Genomic DNA, 23,801 nt, shown 5'->3' with positions numbered 1-23,801 from the left:
TCCAGCCATGCCGATTTCGACCCCCGACCGGGTGCTGCGTGTTTTGCACGTCGAGGATTCCCCACTCGACCACGATCTGGCCATGGCCCACCTGGCGCGCGCCGGCCACCGGCTGGACGCGCTGCGCGTGGACACCGAGGCCGAATTTGCCCGCTGCCTGGCCGACGGCCGCGATGGCCAGGCCTGGCATGTGGTGTTGTCGGACTTCAAGCTGCCCGGCTTTACCGGCCTGCGCGCGCAGCAGATCCTGAAGGACAGCGGCTGCGATCTGCCCTTCATCCTGGTGTCGGGCGAGATCGGCGAGGACACCGCGGTGGCCGCCATGCGCAACGGCGCCTCCGACTACCTGCTGAAGAACAACCTGGCGCGCCTGGCCCCGGCGGTGGAGCACGCCATCGAGGCCCACCACGAGCGCCTGGCGCGCCAGCAGGCCGACCGCGAGCTGGCCGCCAGCCGCCAGCGCCTGAGCGAGCTGGCCCAGCACCTGCAGACCAGCGTCGAGATGGAGCGTGCGGCCATCGCGCGCGAGATCCACGACGACGTGGGCGGCAGCCTGACGGCCATCAAGTTCGACCTGGCCTGGATTGCTCGCCATGTTGAATCGCCCGAGGTGCAGCAGCGCGTGGCCACCGCGCTCGACACCGTGGCCCATGCGGTCGAGGCCAGCCAGCGCATCATGCTCAACCTGCGCCCGGCCATCCTCGAGCAGGGCCTGGTGCCGGCGCTGCAGTGGATGGCCCAGGCCTTCGAGAAGCGCCACGGCATCACCTGCCTGTGCCAGACCAGCCACGACAGCATGCAGCTGCCGGTGGGCGTGCCGCTGGTGGCCTATCGCTTCGCCCAGGAGGCGCTGACCAATGTGACCAAGCACGCCCAGGCCGGCAAGGTGCTGATCGACCTCTCGCTGGCGCGCGGCGTGCTGTCGCTCGAGGTCAGCGACAACGGCCGCGGCCTGGCCAAGGCCGATCTGGCCAAGGCCCGCAGCTTCGGCCTGCGCGGCCTGCACGAGCGCGCCGGCACCGTGGGTGGCTGGGTCGACGTCTCGAGCAGCGGCAGCGGCACGGTGCTGATGCTGTCGGTGCCCATCCCGGGCTCGGCCGGCGCCGAAGACTCCTGTTTCGACGACCCGGACACCCTGGGCTGGGACGACAACTCATGATCAAAGTCATCCTCTGCGACGACCATGCGCTGATCCGCCGCGGCATCCGCGACACCTTGTCCGACGCTGCCGACATCGAGGTGGTGGGCGAGGCCGGCGACTACGGCGAGCTGCGCGCGCTGATGCGCACGCTTGCGACCCAGGCCCGCGAGCATGGCGATGTCCGCGGCTGCGACGTGCTGGTGCTCGACATCAACCTGCCCGGCCGCAGCGGCCTCGACGTGATGCATGCGCTCAAGGACGAGGGCTCGGCGGTGAAGGTGCTGGTGGTCAGCATGTACCCCGAAGACCAGTACGCCATCCGCGCGCTGCGCGCCGGCGCCTATGGCTACGTGAACAAGGGCGGCGATCCGCAGAGCCTGGTGCAGGCGGTGCGCACCGTGGCCCAGGGGCGCAAGTACGTGACGCCCGAGATCGCCCAGATGCTGGTGGAAAGCCTCACCACGCCGGCGCCCGAGAACGCGCACGACAAGCTGTCGGACCGCGAGCTGCAGACGCTGGTGATGATCGCCTCGGGCAAGCGCCTGGCCGACATTGCCGAGGAGCTGACGCTGAGCCCCAAGACGGTGAGCGTGTACCGCGCCCGGGTGCTCGAGAAGCTGGGCCTGCAAAACAACGCCGAGCTGACGGTGTACGCCATCCGCAACGGCCTGGTGGGCGACTGAGGCCCGACCTGGCCAGTTGTCTTTGCTGGCACTGACTTGGCTTGGCCTGGCTTTGACTGGCTTGGCTTGGGTTGGTCTTGCGGTTGGGCTTTCCCATGGCTCGCTGCAGCGCGCCGGGGTTTCGCCCCGGCGGGCGACCTACTTTCTTTTCGCGAAAAGATAGTAGGCAAAGAAAGCGCATCCCAACTTTCCGACACCGCCGTGCCGCTTGTCCCACATCGGGGCGGGCGCCTCGCCCGCCCGGCGGGCTCGAACAGGCTGCCGACAAACGGCTTGGTGACGGACACATCGCCGCCGATGGCATGGCCGCTCAACTGTGAAGGCTCTGGCAGCGGACGTGCCATGCCATTGACCGCGCGCCTCGCTCAAGGGCAGAACCGAGGTCAAGTCCATGGCATGGACCAAGTCCAGCCCACACCACGCTGCGCCCGCAAGTCTTGATCGGGGGGCCCGCGCGCGTGGACCGGCTACATGCCTCTCCGGCTGGCTATGTTCGAGCCCGCGGGGCGGGCGAGGCGCCCGCCGCGATGCACCAAACAAAATGCTCGGTGGTGTCGGAAAGTTGGGATGCGCTTTCTTTGCCTACTTTCTTTTCGCAAAAAGAAAGTAGGTCGCCCGCCGGGGCGAACACCCGGCGCGCTGCAAAGAGCCATCGGCAACCCCGCCGGAAAGCCACCTGCCAGCAGCCAGCAGCCAGCAGCCAGCAGCCAGCAGCCAGCAGCCAGGCCAGGCCAGGCCAGGCCAGGCCAGGCCAGGCCAGCCCAGCCCAGCCCCAAGGTTCAGGACACGAACGCGTCCACCGCCAGCGTCAGCCTCGCATGGTGCGGGCACAGGTCCGGCATGTTGGCCAGATCCAGCCCCAGGGCCAGGCTCAGCTCGGGTTGGGCCAGGTCGACCGAGGCCACGGGGTCGAGCCCTGAGTCGCCCGCGTCGGCCAGGACGCTGGCCAGGCGCAGCACCGCGCCCATGCGCTGGAACGGGCGCACCGCCAGCGGATCACCGGCGCTGTGCAGCGCGTCGACCAGCGCACTGGGGAAGCGCCAGCGCACCGCCAGCTCGGCGCTCACCTCGGCATGGGTGCAGCCGAAGTGCAGGCGCTCGAGCTCGAACACGCTGTCGGGCGGGCCGGTGAGGGCCTCCACCAGCGACAGCAGGCCGGGCTCGTGCATCAGCATCAGCAGCTGGCCGCTGCGCAGCATCAGGCCGGCGGTCTCGGCGGTGTCGGCATCCACATGGGCGGCCTGCGCCAGCCAGCGTGCATGGCCGGCGGTGGCCAGGTTCTGGCGCCAGAAGCGCAGGCGGTCGAAGCCCGGCGGGTGCGGAAAGCAGTCGGCCAGGCTGGCCCCCAGCGCCAGGCCGCGCAGCGCGCCCAGGCCGATGATCTGCGCCGCGTCGTTCAGACGCATGATGGGCCGGCTGGGTGCGTAGCGCGGGCTGTTGGCCAGGCGCAGCAGGCGGGCCGACAGCGCGCCGTCGGTGCCGATCACCGTGGCCAGCTCGTCGATGCTGACGTTGTCGCGTCCGAAGGTGTTCAACAGCCGGCGCGCCACCTCGGGCATGGACGGCAGCACCACCGGCGGCCGGAAGAAGCTGAGGACAGGCGACATGCGTGGGACACCCGGTGTCAAAGGCCGCCCCAGGCTGGGGTTGGGTCGGGCCGGGCCGTTACGGCAGCCCGGTGATGGCCTTCTTTATCGACCGCACGCCGCGCGACTTGAGCCGCCGCCGGCTGGCCCTGCAGGGCGCAGCGGCCGTCAGCGAAAGTGCGCCAGCATGTCCTCGAGGGCCATCGTGAACGGCTGCTCCATCATCGGCAGCGTGACCAGCATGCCGATCAGGCCCACCGACAGGGTGAGCGGAAAACCCACCGAGAAGATGCTGATCTGCGGCGCCACGCGGGCGATCACGCCCAGCACCAGGTTCACGAACAGCAGCATGCCCACCAGCGGCAGGGCGATCCACAGGCCCAGCGCAAACAGCTCGCGGCCCCACAGCTGCGGCTGCGTGGCGCGCAGGAAGGCGAAGGGCTCGTCGCCTACCGGAAACAGCGTGAAGCTGTGCACCAGCGCGCCCATGATCGCCAGGTGGCCGCCGATCAGCACGAACAGGAAGGCCACGATGGTGCCCATGAAGCGCGAGCTGGCCGTGCCCTGCGAGGCGCTCACCGGGTCGAAGAAGCCGGCGAAGTTCAGGCCCATCTGCAGGCCGATCAGCTCGCCGCCCAGCTCCATGGCCGCGAACACCACGCGCACCGCAAATCCCAGCGTCAGCCCCACCAGCAGCTGCTGGGCCAGGCGGGTGAAGGCCGCCAGGGAATCGAGCGGCACCGGCGTGATCGGCGGCAGCGTGGGCTGGGCCGCCAGCGCGATGAACAGCGCCAGGCCGACCTTGACCCGCGCCGGCACCGCGCGCTGGCTGAACACCGGCAGGCTGGCCAGCAGCGCCAGCGCGCGCACGAAGGGCCAGAACACCGGCGTGAGCCAGGCCAGCAGCTGGGCCTCGGTGAAGGTGATCATGCCGCAGCGGGCGCGCGGCCGCGCCGGGCCGATACAGGGGGCTGGGCGCCCCCTCGGGGGGCCGGTGCGCAGCAACGTGGGGGCACGTTCAGCCCACCGCGCTGGGAATGGCCAGCAGGGTCTGCTGGATGTATTCGGTGAGCATGGTCAGCATCCACGGGCCGGCCACGGCCAGCACCACCACGGCGGCCACCACCTTGGGCACGAAGCTCAGCGTGGCCTCGTTGATCTGCGTGGCGGCCTGGAACACGCTGATCACCAGGCCCACCAGCAGCACCGTGATGAGCAGCGGCGCCGACACCAGCAGCAGCATGTACAGGCCCTGCTGGCCGAGGTGGAAGGCTTGTTGACTGTCCATGTGTCAGCCCCTCGGTCGATGGGTACGTCGCCCGATCCCCCGGGGGGATGCGGGCCGGCTTGGGAGCGGCCCGGCGCTCGGCCCGCTCGCGTCTAGGTAAGGTGTGTTCATTGGGCGAAGCTCGCGGCCAGCGAGCCCAGCAGCAGGTTCCAGCCATCGGCCAGCACGAACAGCATCAGCTTGAACGGCAGGCTCACCAGCACCGGGCTGAGCATCATCATGCCCAGGCTCATCAGCACGCTGGCGACGATCATGTCGATGATCAGGAACGGGATGAAGATCAGGAAGCCGATCTGGAAGGCGCTCTTGAGCTCGCTGGTCACGAAGGCCGGCACCAGCACGGTGAAGGGCACCTCGTTGGCGGCCACGGTGTCGGGCACCTTGGCCATCTTGCGAAACAGCTGCAGGTCGCCCTGGCGGGTCTGCTTCATCATGAAGGCGCGCACCGGCAGGCCGCCGCGCGAGACGGCCTCGGTGAAGTCGATCTTCTGCTGCGAGTAGGGCAGCCAGGCCTCGGTGTACACCTTGTCCAGCGTGGGCGACATCACGAAGAAGGTGAGAAACAGGCTCAGGCCCACGATCACCTGGTTGGGCGGCGCGGCCGGCGTGCCCAGCGCCTGGCGCAGCAGCGACAGCACGATGACGATGCGGGTGAAGCCGGTCATCATCAGCAGCACGGCGGGCAGAAAGCTCAGCGCGGTGAAGAACAGCAGCGTCTGCACCGGCACCGAGTAGCTGGTGCCGCCGGCCGAGCCGATGACCAGCGGCAGTCCCGGGCCGGCCGCGGCCGCAGCTGCCTGCGTTTGCGCTAAAGCCGCTGCAGGAACGGCCGATAACACCGACAAGCCCAGCACACGCGCGGCGCGCCGGCAGCGGGCCGAAAAAACACCGCGGTTCTCAGCGCGCATCACGGCCCCCGGGCTGGCGGGCCAGCAGCTGGGCAAAGCTGCCGGCCATGCCGGTGGCGGCGGTCGGGTCGCTGGCCGGCGGTGCGCCGGGCGGCAGGGTGTGCAGCGTGTGGATGCCCGCGGCGCTGACGCCCAGCACCAGCCAGCGGCGCTCGTCGCCGGCGCCCACCTCGACCGTGACCACGCGCTGGCCCGGGGCCAGCGCCAGCGCGCCCAGCAGGCGTGGCTGCTGGCCGGCCGCCGCCGCGGGCAGGGGGCCGGTGCCCACGCCCAGGCGCGCGCCCAGCGGCGAACGCTTGACCAGCCACAGCGACAGCGGGATCAGCGCGACGATCAGCACAAAGGCCAGCAGCGGGCCGAGCAGCGGAAACGCGGTCGAGCTCATGTGGGCGGCCCCGGATTCACAGCCGGCTCAGGCGGCGCATGCGCTCGCTGGGCGTGACGATGTCGGTCAGGCGGATGCCGAACTTCTCGTTGACCACCACCACCTCGCCCTGGGCGATCAGGTAGCCGTTGACCAGCACGTCCATCGGCTCGCCGGCCATGGTGTCGAGCTCCACCACCGAGCCCTGCGCCAGCTGCAGGATGTTCTTGATGGGAATGCGCGTGCGACCCAGTTCCACGGTGAGCTGCACCGGGATGTCCAGGATCATGTTCAGGTCGTGCGCCGGCGGCACGCCGTCGCCAGACGAGGCATTGAAGTTGGTGAACTGCGGCGCGGTGGCGGCGGCCGGGGCCATGGCCTTGGGGGCGCTCAGGTCGGTGGGCGCGGCCTCTTCCAGCGCGGCCGCCCACTCGGCGGCCATGCGGTCCTCTTCGGACATCGTGTTGTCGTCAGCCATTGTCCTCATCCCCCAGCCAGCCGCGGTGGTCCACCGTCAGCAGCTTGTCGACCTTGATCGCATAACGGCCACTCGACGTGCCGTAGTTGCATTTGAAAACCGGTACCCCGTCGACCTTGGCCAGGATCTGCGGCAGCAGGTCCAGCTCGAGAAAGTCGCCGGGCTTGAATGACAGCAGCTCGCCCACCGTGGCGTCGGCATTGGCCAGTTCGGCGCACAGCTCCACCTCGGCCAGCTGGATCTCGTTGCGCAGCAGCTTGACCCAGCGCCTGTCGGGATCGGCCACGTCGCTCTGCATCGTGCTGTAGAGCACGTCGCGGATCGGCTCCATCGTGGCGTACGGAATGCAGAAGTGGATCGTGCCCACCGTGTCGCCGATTTCCAGCGAGTACGAGCAGGTCACCACCACCTCGCTGGCCGTGGCGATGGCCGCGAACTGCGGCTGCATCTCCGAGCGCTGGTACTCCAGCTCGATCGGGTAGATGCCGGTCCAGGCCTTGGCAAACTCGTCGCTGATGCAGTCGACCAGGCGGCGGATCACCTTTTGCTCGGTGGCCGAGAAGTCACGGCCCTCGATGCGGGTGTGGTACTTGCCCACACCGCCGTACAGCGCGTCGATCACCGCGAACACCAGGGTCGGCTCGCACACCAGCAGGCCATGGCCGCGCAGCGGCTTGATGGCCATGATGTTGAAGTTGGTGGGCACCACGATCTCGCGCAGGAAGGCGCTGTACTTCACCACCTTGATGCCCGAGATCGACACCTCGGGGCTCTTGCGGATGAGCTTGAACAGGCCCAGGCGGATGTTGCGGGCGAAGCGCTCGGCCACCACCTCCATGGTGGGCATGCGGCCGCGGACGATGCGTTCCTGGCTGGCCGGGTCGTAGTTGCGCACGCCCTCGGCCTTGACCTCGACCGGGGCCTCGAGCTTCTGGCTTTCGCCGGTGATGCCTTGCAGCAGCGCATCGACCTCGTCTTGCGACAGGATCTGCTGGTTCATGCCGGTACTTCCGTGGCCGCGGGTTCCTGGGCGTGGGGGGTCACTGCACGATGAAGGTGGAGAAGTGCACCGCCGTCACCGGGTACTGCACGACCACGCGCTTTTTCTTCTTCTTCTTTTTCGGCGCCTCGTCGGCATGCTCGGCGTCGTCCTCGTCTTCCTCGAAGTCGACCGGATAGCCCAGCGGCTGCACCGAGGCCAGCAGGATGCTGCGGGCGAGCTTTTCCTTGCCTTCGCGGCTGAGCAGCTGCACGGCGGTCTTGTTGCTCAGCACCATCAGCACGTTGTTGCGGATGGCCGGCATGTAGGTCTTGAGCTGCTCGCCGATCTTGGGGTCTTCGAGCTCGAGGGTCACGCCGATCTGCGCGAAGCGCTCGACGTCCTTGTCGGCCAGGTTCACCGTGAACGGGTCGAGCGGCACGAACACCGGCGGCACCTTGGGGTCGCGCAGCGTCGGCGGCGGCGGGGCGTGGTCGTCCTTGGCCTTGGACTTGGCCTGGCTGGTCTTGGCGTGACCGTCGCCGCCGCCTTCCTCGTCTTCGTCGGCGGGCTTCTTCTTGAGCATCATGAACGCGCCGCCGCCGCCCAGCACGAGCAGCAGCACGACGGCCACGATGATGATGATCAGCTTCTTCTTGCCGCCCGAGGCGGGGGCGGCAGCGGTATCGGCGGTGGCAGCGGGGGCGGCGGACATGCGGTCTCCAGGGCTCGGCAGACCCGAGCGGACGACTGGCGTCGCCCGTTCAGGCTCTTCGACCGATTATTCGGAGCCACGGCCCCGGCCATGGGGCGAAAAGGCCGGCAATTCGCAGGCTGTCTTGCGCCCCTGGCACGCGCCGGCCGGGGCAGCGGCCCGGGCCGGTGTGGCCGGCCCAGGGCAGGGGGGCCCGGTGAAGGCTGCCGTTGACCGGGGCCGGCGGGTGGTGCCGCCGTGGTGGGTGCGGCGGTGTGTGCGGCCGTTGTTGCCACCGTGCGTGCCGCCGTTGTTGCCACCGTTGTTGCCACCGTTGGCGCCGCAACGGCTGCTGGCAGAGCAGGTGCCGGCGCCCGCCGCTGGCGCGTGGGAGCCGGCGCCGGGTGCCGGCTTGGGGCCGTGGCGGGCCCGATGCCGGTCAGGCCACCAGGTCGACCAGGCCGCGGCTGCGCGCCGGCGGGGCCGTGCCCGGCTGGCCGCCGGGCTCGTTGGCCTGGCCATCGGCCGTGGCCTGGCGGCCGCTGGCCGGCTGGCCCTCGGCCTGGCCCTGGCCGGGCTGGCCCGACTGGCCGGGCGACTGCTGGAACACGCCACCACCGGCCAGCGTGAGGCCGGCCTCCTGCAAGGCGCCGGCCAGGGCCGGCAGCGAGGCTTCGATGGCCTCGCGCGTGGGCGCCAGCTCGGCCTGGAAATCGACCCGTGCGGCCTGGCCGTCGACCGTGATGTTGACCGTGATCGGGCCCATCTCGGCCGGGTGCAGCTCAAGCCGCGCCTCGTGCACGCCGTCGCGCACGAACACCGCCACCTGGGTGCCCAGCGCGGGCGCAAAGGCCGGTGAATCCAGCGGCACCGGGATGCGCGCCTGCGCTGGCGCGCCATTGGCGGTGGCCGGGCCGGCGGGGTTGCCGCTGGCCTGCGCCGCGGCCTGCAGGCTGCCGGCCCAGGCGGCGGCGTCGGCGCCGTTGGCGCTGTTGCCGGCCGCGGCGGCCGGTGCCTGCTCGTTGCCACTGGTGGCCGCCAGGGCGGCGGCGCCGGCGGCTGCGGCGCTGTCGCGGCCGGTCATGGCCAGGGCCTGGGCAAAGCCGGTGGCGGCACCGGCTGCGGCCGTGGTGGTGGCGGTTGCGGTGGCGGTTGCGGTGGCCTGGGCCGCCGCGCCGGCGCCCATGGCTGGCGGGCTGGCCGGCGCGCTGGCCGCGTTGCCGGCCAGTGCGGCATCGGCCAGGTTCAGCACGCCGGGGGCCGCGCCGTGCGGGGTGCTGGCGGCATCGGCACTGGCCGCGGGCGGTGAGGTGGTGGCTGCCGGCTGGGCGCTGGCCAGCTGCCGCTGGGCGGCTTCGGCCACGGGCTGGGCCGGGACACCCGCGCCGGCCAGGGCGGCCGTGGCCGCGTCGGTGGCGGCATCGGCCGCTGCGCCGAGGCGGCCGGCGCGCTCGCGGCGGCCGGGCGCGGAGGCCTCGGTGCCCAGCGTGTCGGGTTCGCTGGCAGCCGCGGCGGCGGCGCCGCGCCGGGCGCCGGCCGGGCCCACCGGCGCGGCCGTGCCGCTGGCCGCGCTGCCGGTGCCCAGGGCGGCCGCGGTGCGGGCGGCGGCAAAGGCGTTGGCGGCCGCCGTGGCGCTGGCCGCGCTGCTGGCGGTGGTGCCGGTGGCGGTTCCGGTGAGGGTGCCGGCAGTGCCGGACGGGGCGAGCAGCGGGTCGGTGCTGCCGCCTGGGGAGGTGGCGCTGCGGCCGGCGCCGGCCTCGGCCGGCGTGGCGCTGTCGCTGGCGGCTGCCATGGCGCTGGCCGCGCCGGCCTGGGCCTCGGTCAGCGGCAGCGGCACCTGGGCCAGCGGGGGCGGCAGGCTGGCGGCGCCGGGCAGCAGGTCGGCGGCGGCCTGGGTGGCGGCTTGCGGGGTGTCGGCGCGCTCGCTCAGGCTGCCCTCGGCGGCCGCGGATTCGCCGCCGGCGCCGGCCGTGGCGGCGGCGGCGTCGGCCTGCCCGGCGCGGGCCATCAGCGGGCCGCCAGCGCTGGCCAGCGCGGCGTCGCCGCCGGCCTGCGCCGCACGCTTGCCGGCCAGGCGTTGCAGCGCGGCGCTGGTGGCGGTGGTGGTGGCGGTAGCGCTGGTGCTGGTGCTGGTGCCGGTGCTGGCGGTGTCGGTGGCCCGGGCCGTGGCGGTGTCTGCGGTGGCTGCTTTCGCCGGGCTGCTGGCGGCGGCGCCGCGCGTGCCGGCCTGGGCGCGGCGCGTGCCGGCGGCTTTGCCACTGGTCGCGGCCGGGTTGGCCGACGCGTCGGCGGCGCCGGCGCGGGCGCCTGGCTCAGCCGGTTCGGCGGCGGGCTGGGCTTCGGGCGCGCCGGGGCGGCTGGCGGTGGCCGGCTCGGTGCGGGCGGGCAGCGTGGCGCTGGTGGCGGGCAGCGTGGCGCTGGTGGCCAGGTTGGTGGCGCGGGCAGCGCTGGCGCTGGCGGCTGTGCTGGCCGTCGCGCTGGTGGCGCCGCTGGTGGCGCCGCTGGTGGCCGCCGTCGCCGGTGCGGGCGCCGCCACGGTCGAGGCTGCTGACGGGGCCGGGGCCGGAACCGGTGTGGGCGCCTGGGCGATCACCGGCGCAGCCAGGCTGGCCGGCCGCGCGGCGCGGGCCTGGGTGTCGCGCAGCAGGGCGGCAAAGTCGGCAGCGGTCTCGCTGGGGCGGGTCGGGCTGATCTGGGGGCTGGCCTGGCGGGTGGCCTGGCGGGTGGCGTCGGTGCCCGCGGGGGTCAGGAAGCTGGAGAGGCTGAGGGCCATCGGAGCGGTCTCGGTCGGTCTCGGATAACAGCGGTGGGAGGACAGGCTGTGCGGCAGGCGGGCGTTGGCGCTGCGGCGGCGTGTGGCGTGTGGTGTATGGCGTGCGGCGTGCGGCGTGCGGCGTGCGGCGTGCGGCGTGCGGCGGGTCGATCAGCCCTGCATGGCGATGCGCCGCTGGTGTTGGCGCATGGCGATCTCGTCGTCGGCGCGCTGCTCGCGGCGTTGGGCCATGCGTGCCACCTCGTGCTGGCGGCGCTCGATCAGCTTGCGCACGGCGGCCACGCGCTGCTCGCGCTGCAGCAGCATGTCGCGGGCGCGCTGCATGCGCTGGGTCATCTGCTGGGTGCTGCCGGCCTGGTGGGTGATGGCTTCGTCCAGGCGCTGGCCGAAGGTCTGGTGGTGCTGCAGCAGCTCGCGCGTGCCGCCGCCGCTTTGGCGAAAGCGCAGCGTCCAGCGCTGGTCGTATTCGCTGCGGTAGCTGCGCAGCTGTTCGCTTTGGGCTTCGGCGGCGCGCAGCTGGGCCTCGGCCTGGCGCATCACGGCCAGCGCGGTGTCGCGCTCGGCCTCGGCGCGCTCGAGCAGGGTGTTGAGCAGGGCGATCGAGTCCATGGTGGGCGTTGTGGCCAGGGTTGAGGGCGACGGATCAACCGGCGCGCTTGAGCACATGCAGCAGCTGCCCGCGGCTGGATTCCAGCGTGGCGCGGTCGTGCATGTCCTGCTGCAGCAGGCCGGTCAGCTGGGGCTGCAGCTGCACGGCGGTGTCGAGTTCGGCGTCGTGGCCGGGCTGGTAGGCGCCCAGCTGGATCAGGTCGCGCGCCTTGCTCAGACGGGCCAGCAGGGCGCGTGCGCGCCGCGCGGCGTCGAGCTGTTCGCGCGGGGCCACGCTGGTCATCACCCGGCTGATCGACTTCTCCACGTCGATGGCCGGGTAGTGGCCGGCCTCGGCCAGATCGCGCGAGAGCACGATGTGGCCGTCGAGGATGCCGCGGGCGGCGTCGGCAATCGGGTCCTGCTGGTCGTCGCCCTCGCTCAGCACGGTGTAGAAGGCGGTGATCGAGCCCACGCCGTGCAGGCCGTTGCCGCTGCGCTCGACCAGCTGCGGCAGCTTGGCAAAGCAGCTGGGCGGGTAGCCCTTGGTGGCCGGCGGCTCGCCGATGGCCAGCGCGATCTCGCGCTGGGCCATGGCAAAGCGGGTCAGGCTGTCCATCAGCAGCAGCACATGGCGGCCCTGGTCGCGAAAGTGCTCGGCAATCGCCGTGGCATAGGTGGCGCCCTGCATGCGCACCAGCGGCGGCGCATCGGCCGGGGCGGCCACCACCACGCTGCGTGCCAGGCCCTCGTCGCCCAGGATGTCCTCGATGAACTCCTTGACCTCGCGGCCGCGCTCGCCAATCAGGCCGACCACGATGACATCGGCCGCGGTGTAGCGGGCCATCATGCCCAGCAGCACGCTCTTGCCCACGCCGGTGCCGGCAAACAGGCCCAGGCGCTGGCCGCGGCCCACGGTGAGCATGCTGTTGATGGCGCGCACGCCGGTGTCGAGCGGGGTGCGCACCGGGTCGCGGTGCATGGCATTGATCGGGCGGCGCTGCAGCGGCTCGTTGCGCACATGCTGCAGCGGGCCGCCTCGGTCCATCGGCTGGCCATGCGCGTCGAGCACGCGGCCGAGCAGGCCGTCGCCCATGGGCAGGTGCAGGCCGCGGTCCTCGCTGCGGCGCCACAGCGCGTTGTCGCGGCCCAGCTGGGGCAGGGTGTTGGGCGTGACGCGCGGCACCACATGCGCACCGCTGGCCAGGCCGTGTAGCTCGCCGGTGGGCATCAGGAACGCGCGGTCGCCGTTGAAGCCCACCACCTCGGCCTGCACCGGGGCCTGGCCCTCGCTGCAGACCTCGCACACGGCGCCCACCGGGGCGCGCACACCGGCGGCCTCGAGCACCAGGCCGGTCACGCGCACCAGGGTGCCGTGGGTCTGCAGCGGCACGCGCACCTGGGCGCAGGCCTGCAGGTCGGCCAGCCAGTGCGCCCAGCGCGCCAGGCGCGGCGAGCTGTCCGGGCCTTCGCCCGGTGCACTGCCTGGCCCAGCGTCCGGCGCACCGCCCAGCCCGTTCGCCAGCGGTGCCCCCGCGTCGAGCACTGCGTGGGCCGGCGTCATGCATCCGCTCCCGGTTCGTCGTCGCTGAGCCAGGGCGTGGTGCTGCCCATGGCCTGCATCACCGCGGCCCAGCGGCTGGCGATGCGGGCATCGACGCCGCCGGCCTCGGTGTCGACCAGGCAGCCGCCGCGGTCGACGCCGGCCTCGGCCACCAGGCGGGCGCTGCAGGCGGCCAGCGCCTCGGCACAGCCCTGGGCCACCAGGGCATGGTCGTCGGGGTGCACCTTGACGGTGATCTGGCGGGCGCCGGTCATCACCGTGGCCACGGCCTGCTGGGCCACCTGCACCACCAGTGCCGGGTGGGTGCTGAGTTCGTTGCGCACCACCTGGCGGGCCAGCGCAATGGCCACCTGGGCCACGCTGGCGGCCGCACTCTGCTCGATCTGGCGCAGCTCGGTGTCCAGCGTCTGCAGCAGCTGGCCGACCTGGGCCGTGACCTGCTGGGCGTAGCTGCTCTTGAAGCTGTCCAGTGCCACCAGGCCGTCGCGGTAGCCATCCTGGTAACCGGTCTGGCGCGCGGCAGCCACCTCGGTGTCGAGGCGGGCCTGCAGCGCGGCCAGGCTGGCTTCGCCGTGCTGGCGGGCGGCCTCGGTCTCGGCATCGGCCTGGCCGGCGCGCGGCGTGGTGGCGGCGGCGGGCGTGCCATGGGCCGCGGGCAGGTCGGTGTCGAGCACCAGATCGGGTTCGGCCGCGGCCGCGTCTGGCCAGGCATCGGCGGCAGGAGCGGCAGGGGCGGCAGGGGCGGCACGCGGGGCAGGGGCGGGCGCCGCGGCCGGCCTGGCCGCCTGGCCGGGATAGAGGGTCACGCCGGCGGCGCGGGCCGCGGCCTGCAGCGGGGTGCTGGCCACGGTGTCGGCGGGCTGGCCGGGCAGCGGATGCCAGGGCATGGGCTGCACCGGCGCAGCGGCGCCGCCGTCGAAGGATTCGCCCAGGCTGCCGGGCGTCCACACCGGCACGCCTTCGAGCTCTTCGCGCGGGATGAAGCGGGTGAAGCTGCGCTCGCGACCGCGCTCGCCGCTGCCGGGTTCAGAGGAAGTCATCGCCGCCTCCGGAGGCGAGCACGATCTGGCCTTCGTCGACCAGGCGGCGCACGATCTTCAGGATTTCCTTCTGCTCGGCCTCGACATCGGCCACGCGCACCGGGCCGCGGCCGTCGAGGTCTTCCTTGAGCGTCTCGGCGGCACGGCTGGACATGTTCTTGAGCACCTTGTCGCGCAGCTCGGGCGCGGCGCCCTTGAGCGCCAGCACCAGCGATTCGCTCTGCACTTCCTTGAGCACCGCCTGGAAGCCCTTGTCGTCGAGCTTGATCAGGTCGTCGAAGCCGAACATGTTGTCCATCAGCTTCTGCGCCAGATCGGCGTCGGACTCGCGCACGAAGTCGAGCACCGAGGTCTCGTAGGCATTGCCCAGCAGGTTGATGATCTCGGCGGCCGGCTTCACGCCGCCCAGCGTGGCCTTGCGCGTGCGTTCGCCGCCGGCCAGCACGGTGCCCATCACGTCGTTCAGGTCGCGCAGCGCGATCGGCTGGATGCCGTCGAGCGTGGCGATGCGGATCAGCACCTCGTTGCGCTGGCGCTCGCTGAAGCACTTGAGGATGCTGCCGGCGTGGTCGGACTCCAGGTGCACCAGGATGGCGGCCACGATCTGCGGATGCTCGTTGCGCAGCAGCTCGGCCACGGTCTGCGGGTCCATCCACTTCAGGCCCTCGATGCCGGTGACATCGTTGCCTTGCAGGATGCGGTCGATCAGCAGGTTGGCCTTGTCGTCGCCCAGCGCCTTGCGCAGCACGCTCTTGACGTATTCGTCGGTGTCGGCCACCAGCACCTGCGACTCCACCGCCTCGGCCCCGAAGCGGCCCAGCACGGCGCTCAGGCGCTCGCGCGGCACGATCTTGAGCCGCGCGATGGTCTCGCCCAGCTTCTGCACCTCCTTGGGGGCCAGGTGCTTGAACACCTCGGCGGCTTCCTCCGCGCCGAGGGTCATCAGCAGGATGGCTGCGTCTTCGACGCCCTTGTCGTCCATGGTGGTTTCTCGAGCTCAGTGCTGAACGTTGAAGACAGGGGCCGTGGCGCTGCGCCGGCCCCGCGCGGCGGCTGCCGCGCTGGCGGCGCCCGGGGCACGGGTCACTTCTTGGCTTCCTCGGGGTTCATCCAGGCGCGCAGGATGTTGGCCACGCCCAGCGGGTTCTGCTTGGCCATCAGGCGGGCATCGGCCAGGATGCGCAGCTTCTCGGGCGACTCGGGGTCGTGCTTGTCCTCTTCGTCCTCGGGCGCGGGCAGGGCCTCGGCGTCGTCGACCATGGCGTCGAGGCCGGGTTCGGGCTCGGGCTCGGGCGGCTTCTCCTTGGCCAGCGCCGGGCGGATGACCATGAAGATCAGCAGCGTGGCCACCAGCAGCATGGCGGTGGGGGCGGCGGCGGTGCGCATCAGGTCCAGCGCCCAGGCCTGCTTCCAGATCGGCGGCTCCTCGGGCTTGGGCACCTCGCGGAAGGGCACGCTGACCACCTTGACCGAGTCGCCGCGGTCCTTGTTGAAGCCCACGGCCTCCTGCACCAGCGCGGTGAGCTTGTCCAGCTCCTCCTGTGGCATGGGCTGCGCGGTGCTCTTGCCCTTGGCGTCGGTGACCATGCGGTGGTTGACCACCACGGCCACGTTGACGCGCTTGACGTTGCCCACCGAGCCGCGCGTGACATCGACGCGGCGGTCGACCTCGTAGTTGATCTGGCTGTGACGCTTGGTGCCGCCGCCGCTGGTGCCGGCCTGCGCGGCCTGCAGCGGCGCCGAGGCGCCGGTGATCGGTGCGGCGGCGCTGGTGGGCGGCTGGTTGCTGGCCGCGCCGGGCACGCCGGTGGGCAGGATCTGGCCCGGGCCCGAGGTCTCGAGGTTGCTCTGGCTGCGGATGGCGGCCGAGTCGGGCGTCTGGTTCGGGCGGTAGGCCTCGGCGGTGCTCTCCACCTGGTTGAAGTCGATGTCGGTGGTGACGGTGGCGCGCAGGTTGTCGCGGCCCAGCGCCGGCTCGAGGATCTCGTTGACCCGCTCGAGCAGCTTCTTCTCCACGTACTGCACATGGGCGCGCTGCTGCAGCGTGAGGTCCTGGCGCTCGCCATCGGGCGTCTGCGACAGCAGCGAGCCGTCCTGGTCGATCACGCTCACGGCCTTGGGGCTCAGGTCGGGCACCGACGAGCTCACCAGGTGGATGATGCCGGCCACCTGCGACTTGTCGAGCACGCGCCCGGCGTGCAGCGTCAGCACCACCGAGGCGCTGGGCTTGGCGTTCTCGCGGTAGAAGGAGGTTTGCGCCGGCATGGCCAGGTGCACGCGCGCGGCCTGCACGGCGGCCAGCGAGCCGATCGAGCGCGAAAGCTCGCCTTCCAGTGCGCGCTGCAGGCTGGTGCGCTCCTGCAGCGAGCTCTGGCCGAAGCGCTGGGTGTCAAGCAGCTCGAAGCCCGACACGGTGCCCTTGGGCAGGCCCTGGGCGGCCAGCTTCATGCGCAGCTCGCCGGCCTTGTCGGCCGGCACCAGGATCGTGCCGCCGTCCTGGATCTTGTAGGGCACCTGCAGCTGGTTGAGCTGGGCCACGGCGGCGCCGGCGTCCTTGTCGGAGACGCTGCCGGTGAACAGCGGCGCCATCGATTCGGGCTTGTTCGCCTGGCCCAGCAGCAGCATGGCCAGCAGCAGGCCCACCAGCCCCAGGCCGGCCATCCACTTCTTGCGGACGGGCAGTTCCTTCAGCCGTTGCAGCGGCGTCTGAGGGGCCTGCGCCAGATCGCGCTCGGCCAGCTCAGCGGCTGCATTGGTAGGGGTCAGCGGTGTGACGGTGGCGTCCATGAGGCGTTGGGGGGAACCTGCAGGGCCCATACGGCAGGCCCCGATCGAAGGCGATTGTTCGGCGCCGAAGCCCGCTGCCATGGGGCAAACAGCCCGCAATTCGGGCTTCAGTTCGCGCCATTGCGGCCGAGGCCCGGCCCCTAGAGTGCTGGCATGCGACAGCCCCTCATGGCCGGCCCGGCAGGGCGGGCCCAGCGCCGGGGCGTTGCCCCACGCGCCTGCGCATCCATCCACCCACGGCCATGAAACTCGAGCTCAAGCCTTTCGACTTCGCCCAGGTGGCGGCGCGGGCCGGTTTGCGCACCGACGGTCAGCCGCTGGCCGGCCCGAACGCGGCGGCCAAGCCGGCGGCCGATGACGCGGCCAGCTTCCAGGTGGCGATCGCCCAGGCCTTGCGCGCGGTGAGCGAGGCGCAGAACCAGTCCAGCCACCTGCAGCAGGAAATGCAGCTCGACAACCCCGAGGTGAGCCTGGAGCAGACCATGATCGCGATGCAGAAGTCGCAGCTCGGCTTCTCGGCCGCGCTGTCGGTGCGCAACCGGCTGGTGCAGGCCTACACCGACATCATGAACATGCAGGTGTAGCCGCGCCGGTCCGCCAGGGGGCTGGGCCGCCGCTTCAGCGCGCCGGCTCAGCCGCCGGGGTCGCTGCAGGCTTGCACGCCGGGCAGGGCGCCCGCGGTGGTGCACAGGTTGGCGCGGCCCAGGGTGTTGAGCCGCAGCGACAGCCGGTCGCCATGGCGCGAGACAAACAGCGACTGGCCCGGTGGCGACAGGCGCGTGCCGCTGCGGCCGTCCAGCGCCATCGCGGCGGCCTCGTCGAGCGTGATGTTCGGATGCGCCTCGGCATGCACCACCTTGATCACCGGCCCGCCCTGGCGCGCGACGCGGCAGTCGACCGGCGTGTCCAGGCTCAGTGCCCAGCACCAGTGGGGGCCGGGCTGCAGCGTGATGTGGGCCACCAGGCCACGGGCCACGGCCAGCTGGCGGGCCAGCGCCACATCGGCCTGCAGCGCACGGGCGGTGGCCTGCAGCCGGTGGCGCGCCAGTGCCGCACCCAGCGATGGCACGCCGGCCACCAGCAGCAGGGCCAGCACCACCAGCACGATGGCCAGCTCAACCAGCGTGAAGCCGGCACGCGCCGGCCGGGCGCCGCCAGGGGCTGCGCCGGCACGCTGGGCGGGCGCGCGCATCAGTCCAGCGACAGCAGCCGGCGGCGGCGCTGGGTCAGGTCGATGTAGCGCTGCAGGCGGCGCAGGTCGTCGGGGCTCAGGGCCAGCAGCTCGCAACCCAGGCGCAGGCCGGCATGGCTGCCATCGGCCGCCTGCAGCGAGCTGGCGTGCTGCAGGCGCAGCGAGACATCCAGGCGCGTCGCGTCGTCCAGCGTCAGCGCCACGCCCTGCATCACGATGCCCAGCGGCAGCGGCGGCACGTCGGCCGGCAGCAGCAGGCCGCAGCCACCCAGGCTGATGTCGCAGACGCGCAGCGCCAGGCGCATCTCGGGCATGGCCGGGTGGCGCAGCGCGGCCGAGGGGCCGGCGCGCTCGGGCGTGCGCACGCGAAAGGCGGTGCGGCGCTGGAAGCGGTAGATCCAGCGTGGCAGCCGGCACTGCAGGGCGGTGGCGCGCGGGCCGCGCACCAGCACCAGGCCGTCCAGGTCGAACTGCAGCTTGATGGCGTCGAGGTAGGTCACCGCGGTGGCTTCGTTGCCGTCCACCACGCCGGCCAGCGCCGGATCGGCGCGCTCGACCTCGAGGGACAGCGCGCCGCGCTCGGCGTCGATGCTCCACAGGCTGGCGCTGAAGCTGGCACCCGAGGGCGTGGACAAGGCCACCGGGGCCTCGGCATCGCGCACCTGGCGCAGCAGGGCCAGCACCTCGCCCGGCCGTTCGCAGCGAAAGTCGGCCAGGCCCGCGTCGTCAGCGCCGATCGGCGTGGGCTGCGTGTCCTGGAAGCCGCTCATGATGCTCAGTGCAGCGTCTTGCGACGCCCGTGCATCATGTCGTCGATGTCGTCCAGCCAGGGTTCGGCCAGGTGGCGGATCTCGGCGTCGTTGACCAGCACGCGCTTCATGATGCGCGACTTGAGCTGGCTTTCCTCGGCGCTGAGCGCGTTGCTGCGGGCGGCGTTCTTGAGCTGGCTGATCAGCAGCACGCAGGCGCCTTCGAGCTTGATCACATGGTCCCAGTTGCCGGCACGGGCGGCCTCCAGCATGTCGGCGCTGGCGCGCTCGATGGCTTCGTAGAACGTGATGAGACTGCTGTTCATGGTGTTCACCGATCCCATCGGGCCGTTCAGGAGCGCGCGCCGGCGTCCACCTGGCCGGCGATCGCGGTCCAGGCTTCGCGCAGCGGCTGGATCAGCGACAGGCACTCTTCGAGTGCTGCTTCGTCGCTGCCGATGTTGGCCTGGGCGAGCCGCACGCAGATGTAGGCGTACAGGTCCGACAGGTCGCTGGCGAGCTTGCCGCCTTCCTTGAGGTTCAGGGCCGACTTGAGGCCTTCGTCGACGATGCGCAGGGCATGGCCGATCGACTCGCCCTTGAGCGCCACATCACCGCCGCGGATCGCGCCACGGGCACGGTTGACCGCGACCACGAAACCATCGAACAGCATGGCCACCAGCTGGTGGGGTGTGGCGGTGGCAACCATGGTCTGGATGCCGACGTGGTGGTAGGCACCAGCGAGGTGGCGGATGCGGGGGCTTGCGGCTGACGAGACGCTGTACATGGTGGGCCGTGTGTCGGGTCGTTTGTCCTGTCAGTTTTATCGGTCGGCCCTGGCTTGACTTGAGCCGGTAATGACCCGGACTGTCGCCAGCTTCACGCTGGCGCGGCTCAGCTGCCGCTGTTGAACGCGCTGATCTGCTGCGTGAGGTAGGAGCTCAGCGTGGACATCTGCGCCATCGTGGTGTCGAGCGCCGAGTACTGGCGGCGCAGCCGCGCCTCGGTGAGCTCCAGGCGGCTCTGCATGGCTTCCTGCGACTTGCTGTTGCGCGTGACGCTGGTGCGCAGGCCGGCGGTGCGGCTGTCGAACACGCCGTCGCTGCCGAGGGCCGCGTCGCTGAGGTTCTTGAAGCGGCGCACGAAGCCCGACTCGGCCGAGTTGGCGCCGTCGGTGACCAGCACCTTCTTCAGCTCCTCGAGGTTGCCCAGTGCGTTGTCGAGCTTGCTGGCGCTGGTCTCCAGCGTGCCGTCGGCCTTCATCGCGATGCCCACGTCGGACAGGCGGCCGAACACCGACGAGGCGCTGCTGCCCTGGTTGATCACCGCGCGCAGCTGGGCCTGGATGGCCAGCGCGCCCGAGTCGCCCTGCAGGTCGCCGCCGGTCTTTGAATCGGCGTTGTAGGCGGTCTGGGTGCGGATGAAGCTGGCCACCGCGTTGAAGGCGGTGACGAAGTCGCTGATCGCGGTCTTGATGGCCGAGGTGTCGGCGGCCACGTCCACCGAGACCGGCGTGCTGCTCACCTTCTGCAGCGTGAGCGTGAGGCCGTCGACCACGTTGTCGAGGGTGTTGCTGGCCGAGCTGATGGCGATGCCGTTGATGCTGGCATCGGCATTGGCGGCCTCGGTGGTGCGGCTCATCGGCGAGCTGGCGGCGGTGGCGTCGAAGGCCAGTGCCGACAGGCCGCTGGCGCTGTTGCCGTCGTCCACCGTCTCCGAGGCGCTGATGCGAAAGGCGTTCTCGGCCCCGGTCTCGCGTGATCGCAGCGACAGGCGCGAGCCGCTGCTGTCGGTGACGATGGTGGCCACCACGCCGGCGCCGGCGGCATTGATCTTGTCGCGCACCGCGCTGAGGCTGGTTTCACCGTCGGCGATGTTCACCGTGATGGCCGAGCTGCCGCTCTTGGGCTCAAAGCCCGTGGGCGGCGTGGCCGGCGTGCTGCCCGAGGCCGGCGTGCCGCCGGTCCAGCTGCCCAGCTCGATGGTCAGGCTGCCCGCGGACAGCGTGCTGCCAGCGGGCAGGGCGCTGCTGGTCAGGGTCTGGCCGGTGGCCAGGCGGTTCACCGTGACGGCGTAGTTGCCGGCCGCCGCGGCCGTGCTGGCGCTGGTGCTGGCCTTGACCACGCTGGTGTCGCTGGAGGTGCCGGTGGTGCCGTTCCACAGCGTGGTGGAGGTCAGCGCATTGGCCTTGTCGCGCAGCGTCGAGAAGTTGCTCTGCAGCTTGCCAAAGCTCGACAGCTTGGCGTTCAGGCTGGTCGACTGCTCCTGCAGCAGGTTGAGCTGCGCCGACTCCACCGTCATCAGCTTGCTGATGATGGACTCGACGTCCAGCCCGCTGCCGATGCCGGCCGAGCTGAGGGTGGCACTGCTGCTGACGGATGAGGTGGCCATGCTGGTGACTCCTGGATGCACGGGTTTTCGGCCCGCGGCGGCCACGCTTGAGACGCAGCACGCTCACAAATGATGTTGGGACGCCAGAAACGACGACGGCCCGGATGTCCGGGCCGCCTTGGAGGAGGAGTAGCAAGAAATCGCTGACCGCGGGCCGCGCCCGGCGCGGTCACTGACCCAGCAGACGCAGCACCTGCTGCGGCAGCTGGTTGGCCTGGGCCACCATCGCATTGCCGGCCTGCTGCAGGATCTGCGCGCGGCTCATGTTGGCGGTTTCCGCCGCGAAGTCGGCATCCATGATGCGGCTGCGCGCGGCGCTCTGGTTTTCTACCGAGACCTGCAGGTTCGAGATCACCGATTCGAAGCGCGACTGCGAGGCACCCAGCGTGGCACGCTGGTTGTTGAGCATGTCGAGCGCATTGTCGATGTTGTCGATGACCGTGTGGATGTCGGCCAGCGCGGCGGTCGAGGCGATCGAGCCGCGGCCGGTGCCGGCGGCATCGGTGCCGGCCACCACCGTGATCAGCGCATCGGAGGTGAGGTCCGAGGTCGAGATGTTGATCGTGTCTTCGCTGCTGGTGCCGGCGCCGACCTGGAACACCAGCTCGCGTGCCTCGCTGCCCAGGATGTGCGAGCCGTTGAAGGTGGTGGCGGCAAGCACCCGCTGCACTTCCTTGGCCAGCTCGCCGAACTCCTTGTCCAGCGAATCCTTGTCGCCCGCGGAGTTGGTGGCGTTGGCCGACTGCACCGCCAGCTCACGCATGCGCTGCATCGAGTCGGCCACCTTGCCCAGCGCGCCTTCTGCCGTCTGCGCCAGCGAGATGCCGTCGTTGGCGTTGCGCACCGCGGCGTTCATGCCGCGTATCTGTGCGGTCATGCGTTCGGCGATGGCCAGGCCGGCCGCATCGTCCTTGGCCGAGTTGACGCGCATGCCCGACGACAGGCGCTGCATCGAGATGGCCAGCGAAGACTGCGACGTGTTGAGGTTTCGCTGCGCGTTCAGCGAAGAGATATTCGTGTTGATCGTCTGGGGCATTTGCCACTCCTCGAGATTCGACGACACCCGGCGGGAATTGGCCGGTATTCCGAAAGCACAAGCGGCGTACTGCAAATTGCCGCCTGCCGCTTTCGAGACCGGCTGGTTCCACTGGCGATTCGGTCGTCAGTGCTTCCGGACGGCGCCTGTGCGGCAGAGCTCAGGCGTTGGTCGAATTGTGAGAACGGCAGGGCTGTGGCATTAGCCCGAAATGCGCAACAAAGAAGCCTCAGTTCGCCCCCGAGGCACAGACGACAACGCCCCGCCGGCTGCTGGAGCCGGCGGGGCGTTGTGGATGAGTTGTCGAGGCGGTTGGCGCCGCGTCAGCGCGGTGCTGGGTGCCCCATGCGGGCCGAGCGCCGGGCCGCTCCCAAGCCGGCCCGCCAACCCGCCCGGCGGGTGGCGCCGCGTACCTGCGGCGCCGGGTGCCCCATGCGGGCCGAGCGCCGGGCCGCTCCCAAGCCGGCTCGCCAACCCGCCCGGCGGGTGGCGCCGCGTACCTGCGGCGCCGGGTGCCCGATGCGGGCCGAGCGCCGGGCCGCTCCCAAGCCGGCCCGCCAACCCGCCCGGCGGGTGGCGCCGCGTACCCGCGGCGCCGGGTGCCCCATCACCGCAGCAAGCTCAGCACCGACTGCGGAATCTGGTTGGCCTGCGCCACCATGGCCACGCCGGCCTCCTGCAGGATCTTGGCGCGGCTCATGTTGGCGGTTTCGGTGGCGAAGTCGGCATCCATGATGCGGCTGCGCGCGGCGGTCTGGTTCTCGATCGAGACCTGCAGGTTCGACACCACCGACTCGAAGCGGTTCTGCGAGGCGCCCAGCGTGCCGCGCTCGGTGCTCACCTTGTCGAGGGCGGTGTCGATGTCGTCGATCACGCCCTGGATGTCGGCCGTGGAGGCGGCCGACGAGATGTCGGCGCGGCCCGAGCCGGTGTTGTCGGTACCGGCCACCGTGGTGATGTCACCGTCGGTGGTCATGTTGGTGGTGGTGATCGAGATCGCGTCGTTGCTGGTGGTGTTGGCACCCACCTGGAAGCTCTTGGTGCCGGCATCGCCGGCCAGCACCTTCAGGCCGTTGAAGCTGGTGCCACCCAGCACGCGCTGGACTTCCTTGGCCAGCTCGCCGAACTCCTTGTCCAGCGAATCCTGGTCGCTGTCGGAGTTGGTGGCGTTGGCCGACTGCACCGCCAGCTCACGCATGCGCTGAAAGGCGTCGGCCACCTTGCCGAGCGCGCCTTCGGCCGTCTGCGACAGCGAGATGCCGTCGTTGGCATTGCGCATGGCCACGTTCATGCCGCGTACCTGGGCGTTCATGCGCTCGGCGATGGCCAGGCCGGCCGCATCGTCCTTGGCGGTGTTCACGCGCAGGCCGGAGGACAGGCGCTGCATCGAGGTGGCCAGGGAGGTTTGCGATCCGTTGAGGCTGCGCTGGGCATTCAACGACACGATGTTGGTGTTGATGGTCTGAGGCACGAACGGCTCCTTCGCTCAAGAAACATGCGGCAGTCACGGTGCGGGCCGCGGCTGCTGCGGCAATCCGCGTCGGGCAATGGCCCGAAAAG

At 71.2% G+C, this 23,801-nt stretch carries 24 protein-coding genes; 3 read left to right on the top strand and 21 right to left on the bottom strand.

Features of this window, described 5'->3' with window-relative positions:
- Positions 1-7: 7 nt before the first annotated feature.
- Positions 8-1,159 (top strand): hybrid sensor histidine kinase/response regulator, encoded by a 1,152-nt coding sequence (locus N4G63_RS15490; protein WP_260786358.1) that lies wholly within the window; start codon positions 8-10, stop codon positions 1,157-1,159.
- Positions 1,156-1,824: a response regulator gene (locus N4G63_RS15485; RefSeq protein WP_260786357.1), complete on the top strand. Its 669-nt coding sequence runs from the start codon at positions 1,156-1,158 to the stop codon at positions 1,822-1,824. The genes N4G63_RS15490 and N4G63_RS15485 overlap by 4 nt, the downstream gene beginning before the upstream one ends.
- A gap of 779 nt (positions 1,825-2,603) precedes the next feature.
- On the opposite strand, the gene N4G63_RS15480 is transcribed toward N4G63_RS15485, so the two are convergent.
- The 14 genes from N4G63_RS15480 to fliF all read right to left on the bottom strand — a co-directional run bounded on the left by N4G63_RS15480 (position 2,604) and on the right by fliF (position 16,873).
- Complete coding sequence (locus tag N4G63_RS15480) at positions 2,604-3,431, bottom strand: HDOD domain-containing protein (RefSeq protein WP_260786356.1); 828 nt, start codon at positions 3,429-3,431, stop codon at positions 2,604-2,606.
- 147 nt (positions 3,432-3,578) lie between these two features.
- The gene (gene fliR / locus N4G63_RS15475) at positions 3,579-4,340 is read right to left on the bottom strand and encodes a flagellar biosynthetic protein FliR (RefSeq protein WP_260786355.1); all 762 of its coding nucleotides are present in this window, start codon (positions 4,338-4,340) and stop codon (positions 3,579-3,581) included.
- Positions 4,341-4,428: 88 nt separating this feature from the next.
- The gene (fliQ, locus tag N4G63_RS15470; protein WP_260786354.1) at positions 4,429-4,698 is read right to left on the bottom strand and encodes a flagellar biosynthesis protein FliQ; all 270 of its coding nucleotides are present in this window, start codon (positions 4,696-4,698) and stop codon (positions 4,429-4,431) included.
- Positions 4,699-4,805: 107 nt separating this feature from the next.
- The gene (gene fliP / locus N4G63_RS15465) at positions 4,806-5,606 is read right to left on the bottom strand and encodes a flagellar type III secretion system pore protein FliP (protein ID WP_260786353.1); all 801 of its coding nucleotides are present in this window, start codon (positions 5,604-5,606) and stop codon (positions 4,806-4,808) included.
- Complete coding sequence (locus N4G63_RS15460) at positions 5,596-5,991, bottom strand: FliO/MopB family protein (protein WP_260786352.1); 396 nt, start codon at positions 5,989-5,991, stop codon at positions 5,596-5,598. The genes fliP and N4G63_RS15460 overlap by 11 nt, the downstream gene beginning before the upstream one ends.
- Positions 5,992-6,007: 16 nt before the next feature.
- The gene (gene fliN, locus N4G63_RS15455; protein WP_314599907.1) at positions 6,008-6,448 is read right to left on the bottom strand and encodes a flagellar motor switch protein FliN; all 441 of its coding nucleotides are present in this window, start codon (positions 6,446-6,448) and stop codon (positions 6,008-6,010) included.
- A complete protein-coding gene (gene fliM / locus N4G63_RS15450) occupies positions 6,441-7,448 on the bottom strand; it encodes a flagellar motor switch protein FliM (RefSeq protein ID WP_314599906.1) in 1,008 nt (335 codons plus the stop codon). The genes fliN and fliM overlap by 8 nt, the downstream gene beginning before the upstream one ends.
- 40 nt (positions 7,449-7,488) lie before the next feature.
- Complete coding sequence (locus tag N4G63_RS15445) at positions 7,489-8,142, bottom strand: flagellar basal body-associated FliL family protein (protein WP_260786349.1); 654 nt, start codon at positions 8,140-8,142, stop codon at positions 7,489-7,491.
- Positions 8,143-8,560: 418 nt separating this feature from the next.
- Positions 8,561-10,894, bottom strand: coding sequence for a flagellar hook-length control protein FliK (locus N4G63_RS15440; protein ID WP_260786348.1), 2,334 nt, complete (start codon positions 10,892-10,894; stop codon positions 8,561-8,563).
- 150 nt (positions 10,895-11,044) lie between these two features.
- Positions 11,045-11,503, bottom strand: a complete 459-nt coding sequence (gene fliJ, locus N4G63_RS15435; protein WP_260786347.1) for a flagellar export protein FliJ — start codon at positions 11,501-11,503, stop codon at positions 11,045-11,047.
- Between the two features lie 34 nt (positions 11,504-11,537).
- Entirely contained in the window at positions 11,538-13,046 is a 1,509-nt protein-coding gene (fliI, locus tag N4G63_RS15430) for a flagellar protein export ATPase FliI (protein WP_314599905.1), read from the bottom strand.
- Positions 13,043-14,086 (bottom strand): FliH/SctL family protein, encoded by a 1,044-nt coding sequence (locus N4G63_RS15425; protein WP_260786346.1) that lies wholly within the window; start codon positions 14,084-14,086, stop codon positions 13,043-13,045. The genes fliI and N4G63_RS15425 overlap by 4 nt, the downstream gene beginning before the upstream one ends.
- Entirely contained in the window at positions 14,073-15,068 is a 996-nt protein-coding gene (fliG, locus tag N4G63_RS15420; protein WP_260786345.1) for a flagellar motor switch protein FliG, read from the bottom strand. Before fliG ends, N4G63_RS15425 begins: the two co-directional genes overlap by 14 nt.
- A gap of 101 nt (positions 15,069-15,169) precedes the next feature.
- Positions 15,170-16,873 (bottom strand): flagellar basal-body MS-ring/collar protein FliF, encoded by a 1,704-nt coding sequence (gene fliF, locus N4G63_RS15415; RefSeq protein ID WP_314599904.1) that lies wholly within the window; start codon positions 16,871-16,873, stop codon positions 15,170-15,172.
- Between the two features lie 242 nt (positions 16,874-17,115).
- On the opposite strand from fliF, the gene fliE reads away from it, so the two are divergent.
- The gene (fliE, locus tag N4G63_RS15410; RefSeq protein ID WP_260786343.1) at positions 17,116-17,457 is read left to right on the top strand and encodes a flagellar hook-basal body complex protein FliE; all 342 of its coding nucleotides are present in this window, start codon (positions 17,116-17,118) and stop codon (positions 17,455-17,457) included.
- Positions 17,458-17,504: 47 nt separating this feature from the next.
- On the opposite strand, the gene N4G63_RS15405 is transcribed toward fliE, so the two are convergent.
- The 7 genes from N4G63_RS15405 to N4G63_RS15375 form a co-directional block, all read right to left on the bottom strand.
- Positions 17,505-18,065, bottom strand: coding sequence for a pilus assembly FimT family protein (locus tag N4G63_RS15405; RefSeq protein ID WP_260786342.1), 561 nt, complete (start codon positions 18,063-18,065; stop codon positions 17,505-17,507).
- Complete coding sequence (locus N4G63_RS15400; protein WP_260786341.1) at positions 18,065-18,835, bottom strand: flagellar brake protein; 771 nt, start codon at positions 18,833-18,835, stop codon at positions 18,065-18,067. Before N4G63_RS15400 ends, N4G63_RS15405 begins: the two co-directional genes overlap by 1 nt.
- Positions 18,836-18,840: 5 nt before the next feature.
- Positions 18,841-19,140, bottom strand: a complete 300-nt coding sequence (locus N4G63_RS15395; protein ID WP_260786340.1) for a flagellar protein FliT — start codon at positions 19,138-19,140, stop codon at positions 18,841-18,843.
- 26 nt (positions 19,141-19,166) lie between these two features.
- Positions 19,167-19,601, bottom strand: coding sequence for a flagellar export chaperone FliS (gene fliS, locus N4G63_RS15390; protein WP_314599903.1), 435 nt, complete (start codon positions 19,599-19,601; stop codon positions 19,167-19,169).
- A 107-nt stretch (positions 19,602-19,708) separates the two neighbouring features.
- The gene (gene fliD, locus N4G63_RS15385) at positions 19,709-21,205 is read right to left on the bottom strand and encodes a flagellar filament capping protein FliD (protein ID WP_260786338.1); all 1,497 of its coding nucleotides are present in this window, start codon (positions 21,203-21,205) and stop codon (positions 19,709-19,711) included.
- A gap of 169 nt (positions 21,206-21,374) precedes the next feature.
- On the bottom strand, positions 21,375-22,241 hold the full coding sequence (locus N4G63_RS15380) for a flagellin N-terminal helical domain-containing protein (RefSeq protein WP_260786337.1): 867 nt from the start codon (positions 22,239-22,241) through the stop codon (positions 21,375-21,377).
- A 607-nt stretch (positions 22,242-22,848) separates the two neighbouring features.
- Positions 22,849-23,712 carry a flagellin N-terminal helical domain-containing protein gene (locus N4G63_RS15375; RefSeq protein WP_260786336.1) on the bottom strand — a complete coding sequence of 288 codons (864 nt, stop codon included), beginning with the start codon at positions 23,710-23,712 and terminating at the stop codon, positions 22,849-22,851.
- Positions 23,713-23,801: the final 89 nt, after the last annotated feature.

The sequence above is a fragment of the Aquabacterium sp. OR-4 genome (assembly GCF_025290835.2).
Lineage (GTDB): Bacteria > Pseudomonadota > Gammaproteobacteria > Burkholderiales > Burkholderiaceae_C > Pseudaquabacterium.
The sequence above is the reverse complement of the archived record's forward strand: the minus strand, read 5'-3'. Positions and strand labels throughout refer to the sequence as shown.

Excerpts from the sequence above, each read along its gene's own strand:
- fliR (WP_260786355.1), bottom strand. The coding sequence starts at position 4,340 with ATGATCACCTTCACCGAGGCCCAGCTGCTGGCCTGGCTCACGCCGGTG.
- N4G63_RS15445 (WP_260786349.1), bottom strand. The coding sequence starts at position 8,142 with ATGTCCGCCGCCCCCGCTGCCACCGCCGATACCGCTGCCGCCCCCGCC.
- N4G63_RS15490 (WP_260786358.1), top strand. The coding sequence starts at position 8 with ATGCCGATTTCGACCCCCGACCGGGTGCTGCGTGTTTTGCACGTCGAG.
- fliE (WP_260786343.1), top strand. The coding sequence starts at position 17,116 with ATGAAACTCGAGCTCAAGCCTTTCGACTTCGCCCAGGTGGCGGCGCGG.
- N4G63_RS15440 (WP_260786348.1), bottom strand. The coding sequence starts at position 10,894 with ATGGCCCTCAGCCTCTCCAGCTTCCTGACCCCCGCGGGCACCGACGCC.
- fliJ (WP_260786347.1), bottom strand. The coding sequence starts at position 11,503 with ATGGACTCGATCGCCCTGCTCAACACCCTGCTCGAGCGCGCCGAGGCC.
- fliP (WP_260786353.1), bottom strand. The coding sequence starts at position 5,606 with ATGCGCGCTGAGAACCGCGGTGTTTTTTCGGCCCGCTGCCGGCGCGCC.
- N4G63_RS15460 (WP_260786352.1), bottom strand. The coding sequence starts at position 5,991 with ATGAGCTCGACCGCGTTTCCGCTGCTCGGCCCGCTGCTGGCCTTTGTG.
- fliN (WP_314599907.1), bottom strand. The coding sequence starts at position 6,448 with ATGGCTGACGACAACACGATGTCCGAAGAGGACCGCATGGCCGCCGAG.
- fliG (WP_260786345.1), bottom strand. The coding sequence starts at position 15,068 with ATGGACGACAAGGGCGTCGAAGACGCAGCCATCCTGCTGATGACCCTC.
- N4G63_RS15480 (WP_260786356.1), bottom strand. The coding sequence starts at position 3,431 with ATGTCGCCTGTCCTCAGCTTCTTCCGGCCGCCGGTGGTGCTGCCGTCC.
- N4G63_RS15485 (WP_260786357.1), top strand. The coding sequence starts at position 1,156 with ATGATCAAAGTCATCCTCTGCGACGACCATGCGCTGATCCGCCGCGGC.
- N4G63_RS15405 (WP_260786342.1), bottom strand. The coding sequence starts at position 18,065 with ATGCGCGCGCCCGCCCAGCGTGCCGGCGCAGCCCCTGGCGGCGCCCGG.
- fliD (WP_260786338.1), bottom strand. The coding sequence starts at position 21,205 with ATGGCCACCTCATCCGTCAGCAGCAGTGCCACCCTCAGCTCGGCCGGC.
- fliQ (WP_260786354.1), bottom strand. The coding sequence starts at position 4,698 with ATGGACAGTCAACAAGCCTTCCACCTCGGCCAGCAGGGCCTGTACATG.
- N4G63_RS15425 (WP_260786346.1), bottom strand. The coding sequence starts at position 14,086 with ATGACTTCCTCTGAACCCGGCAGCGGCGAGCGCGGTCGCGAGCGCAGC.
- fliF (WP_314599904.1), bottom strand. The coding sequence starts at position 16,873 with ATGGACGCCACCGTCACACCGCTGACCCCTACCAATGCAGCCGCTGAG.
- N4G63_RS15380 (WP_260786337.1), bottom strand. The coding sequence starts at position 22,241 with ATGCCCCAGACGATCAACACGAATATCTCTTCGCTGAACGCGCAGCGA.
- N4G63_RS15395 (WP_260786340.1), bottom strand. The coding sequence starts at position 19,140 with ATGAACAGCAGTCTCATCACGTTCTACGAAGCCATCGAGCGCGCCAGC.
- fliS (WP_314599903.1), bottom strand. The coding sequence starts at position 19,601 with ATGTACAGCGTCTCGTCAGCCGCAAGCCCCCGCATCCGCCACCTCGCT.
- N4G63_RS15400 (WP_260786341.1), bottom strand. The coding sequence starts at position 18,835 with ATGAGCGGCTTCCAGGACACGCAGCCCACGCCGATCGGCGCTGACGAC.
- fliI (WP_314599905.1), bottom strand. The coding sequence starts at position 13,046 with ATGACGCCGGCCCACGCAGTGCTCGACGCGGGGGCACCGCTGGCGAAC.
- fliM (WP_314599906.1), bottom strand. The coding sequence starts at position 7,448 with ATGAACCAGCAGATCCTGTCGCAAGACGAGGTCGATGCGCTGCTGCAA.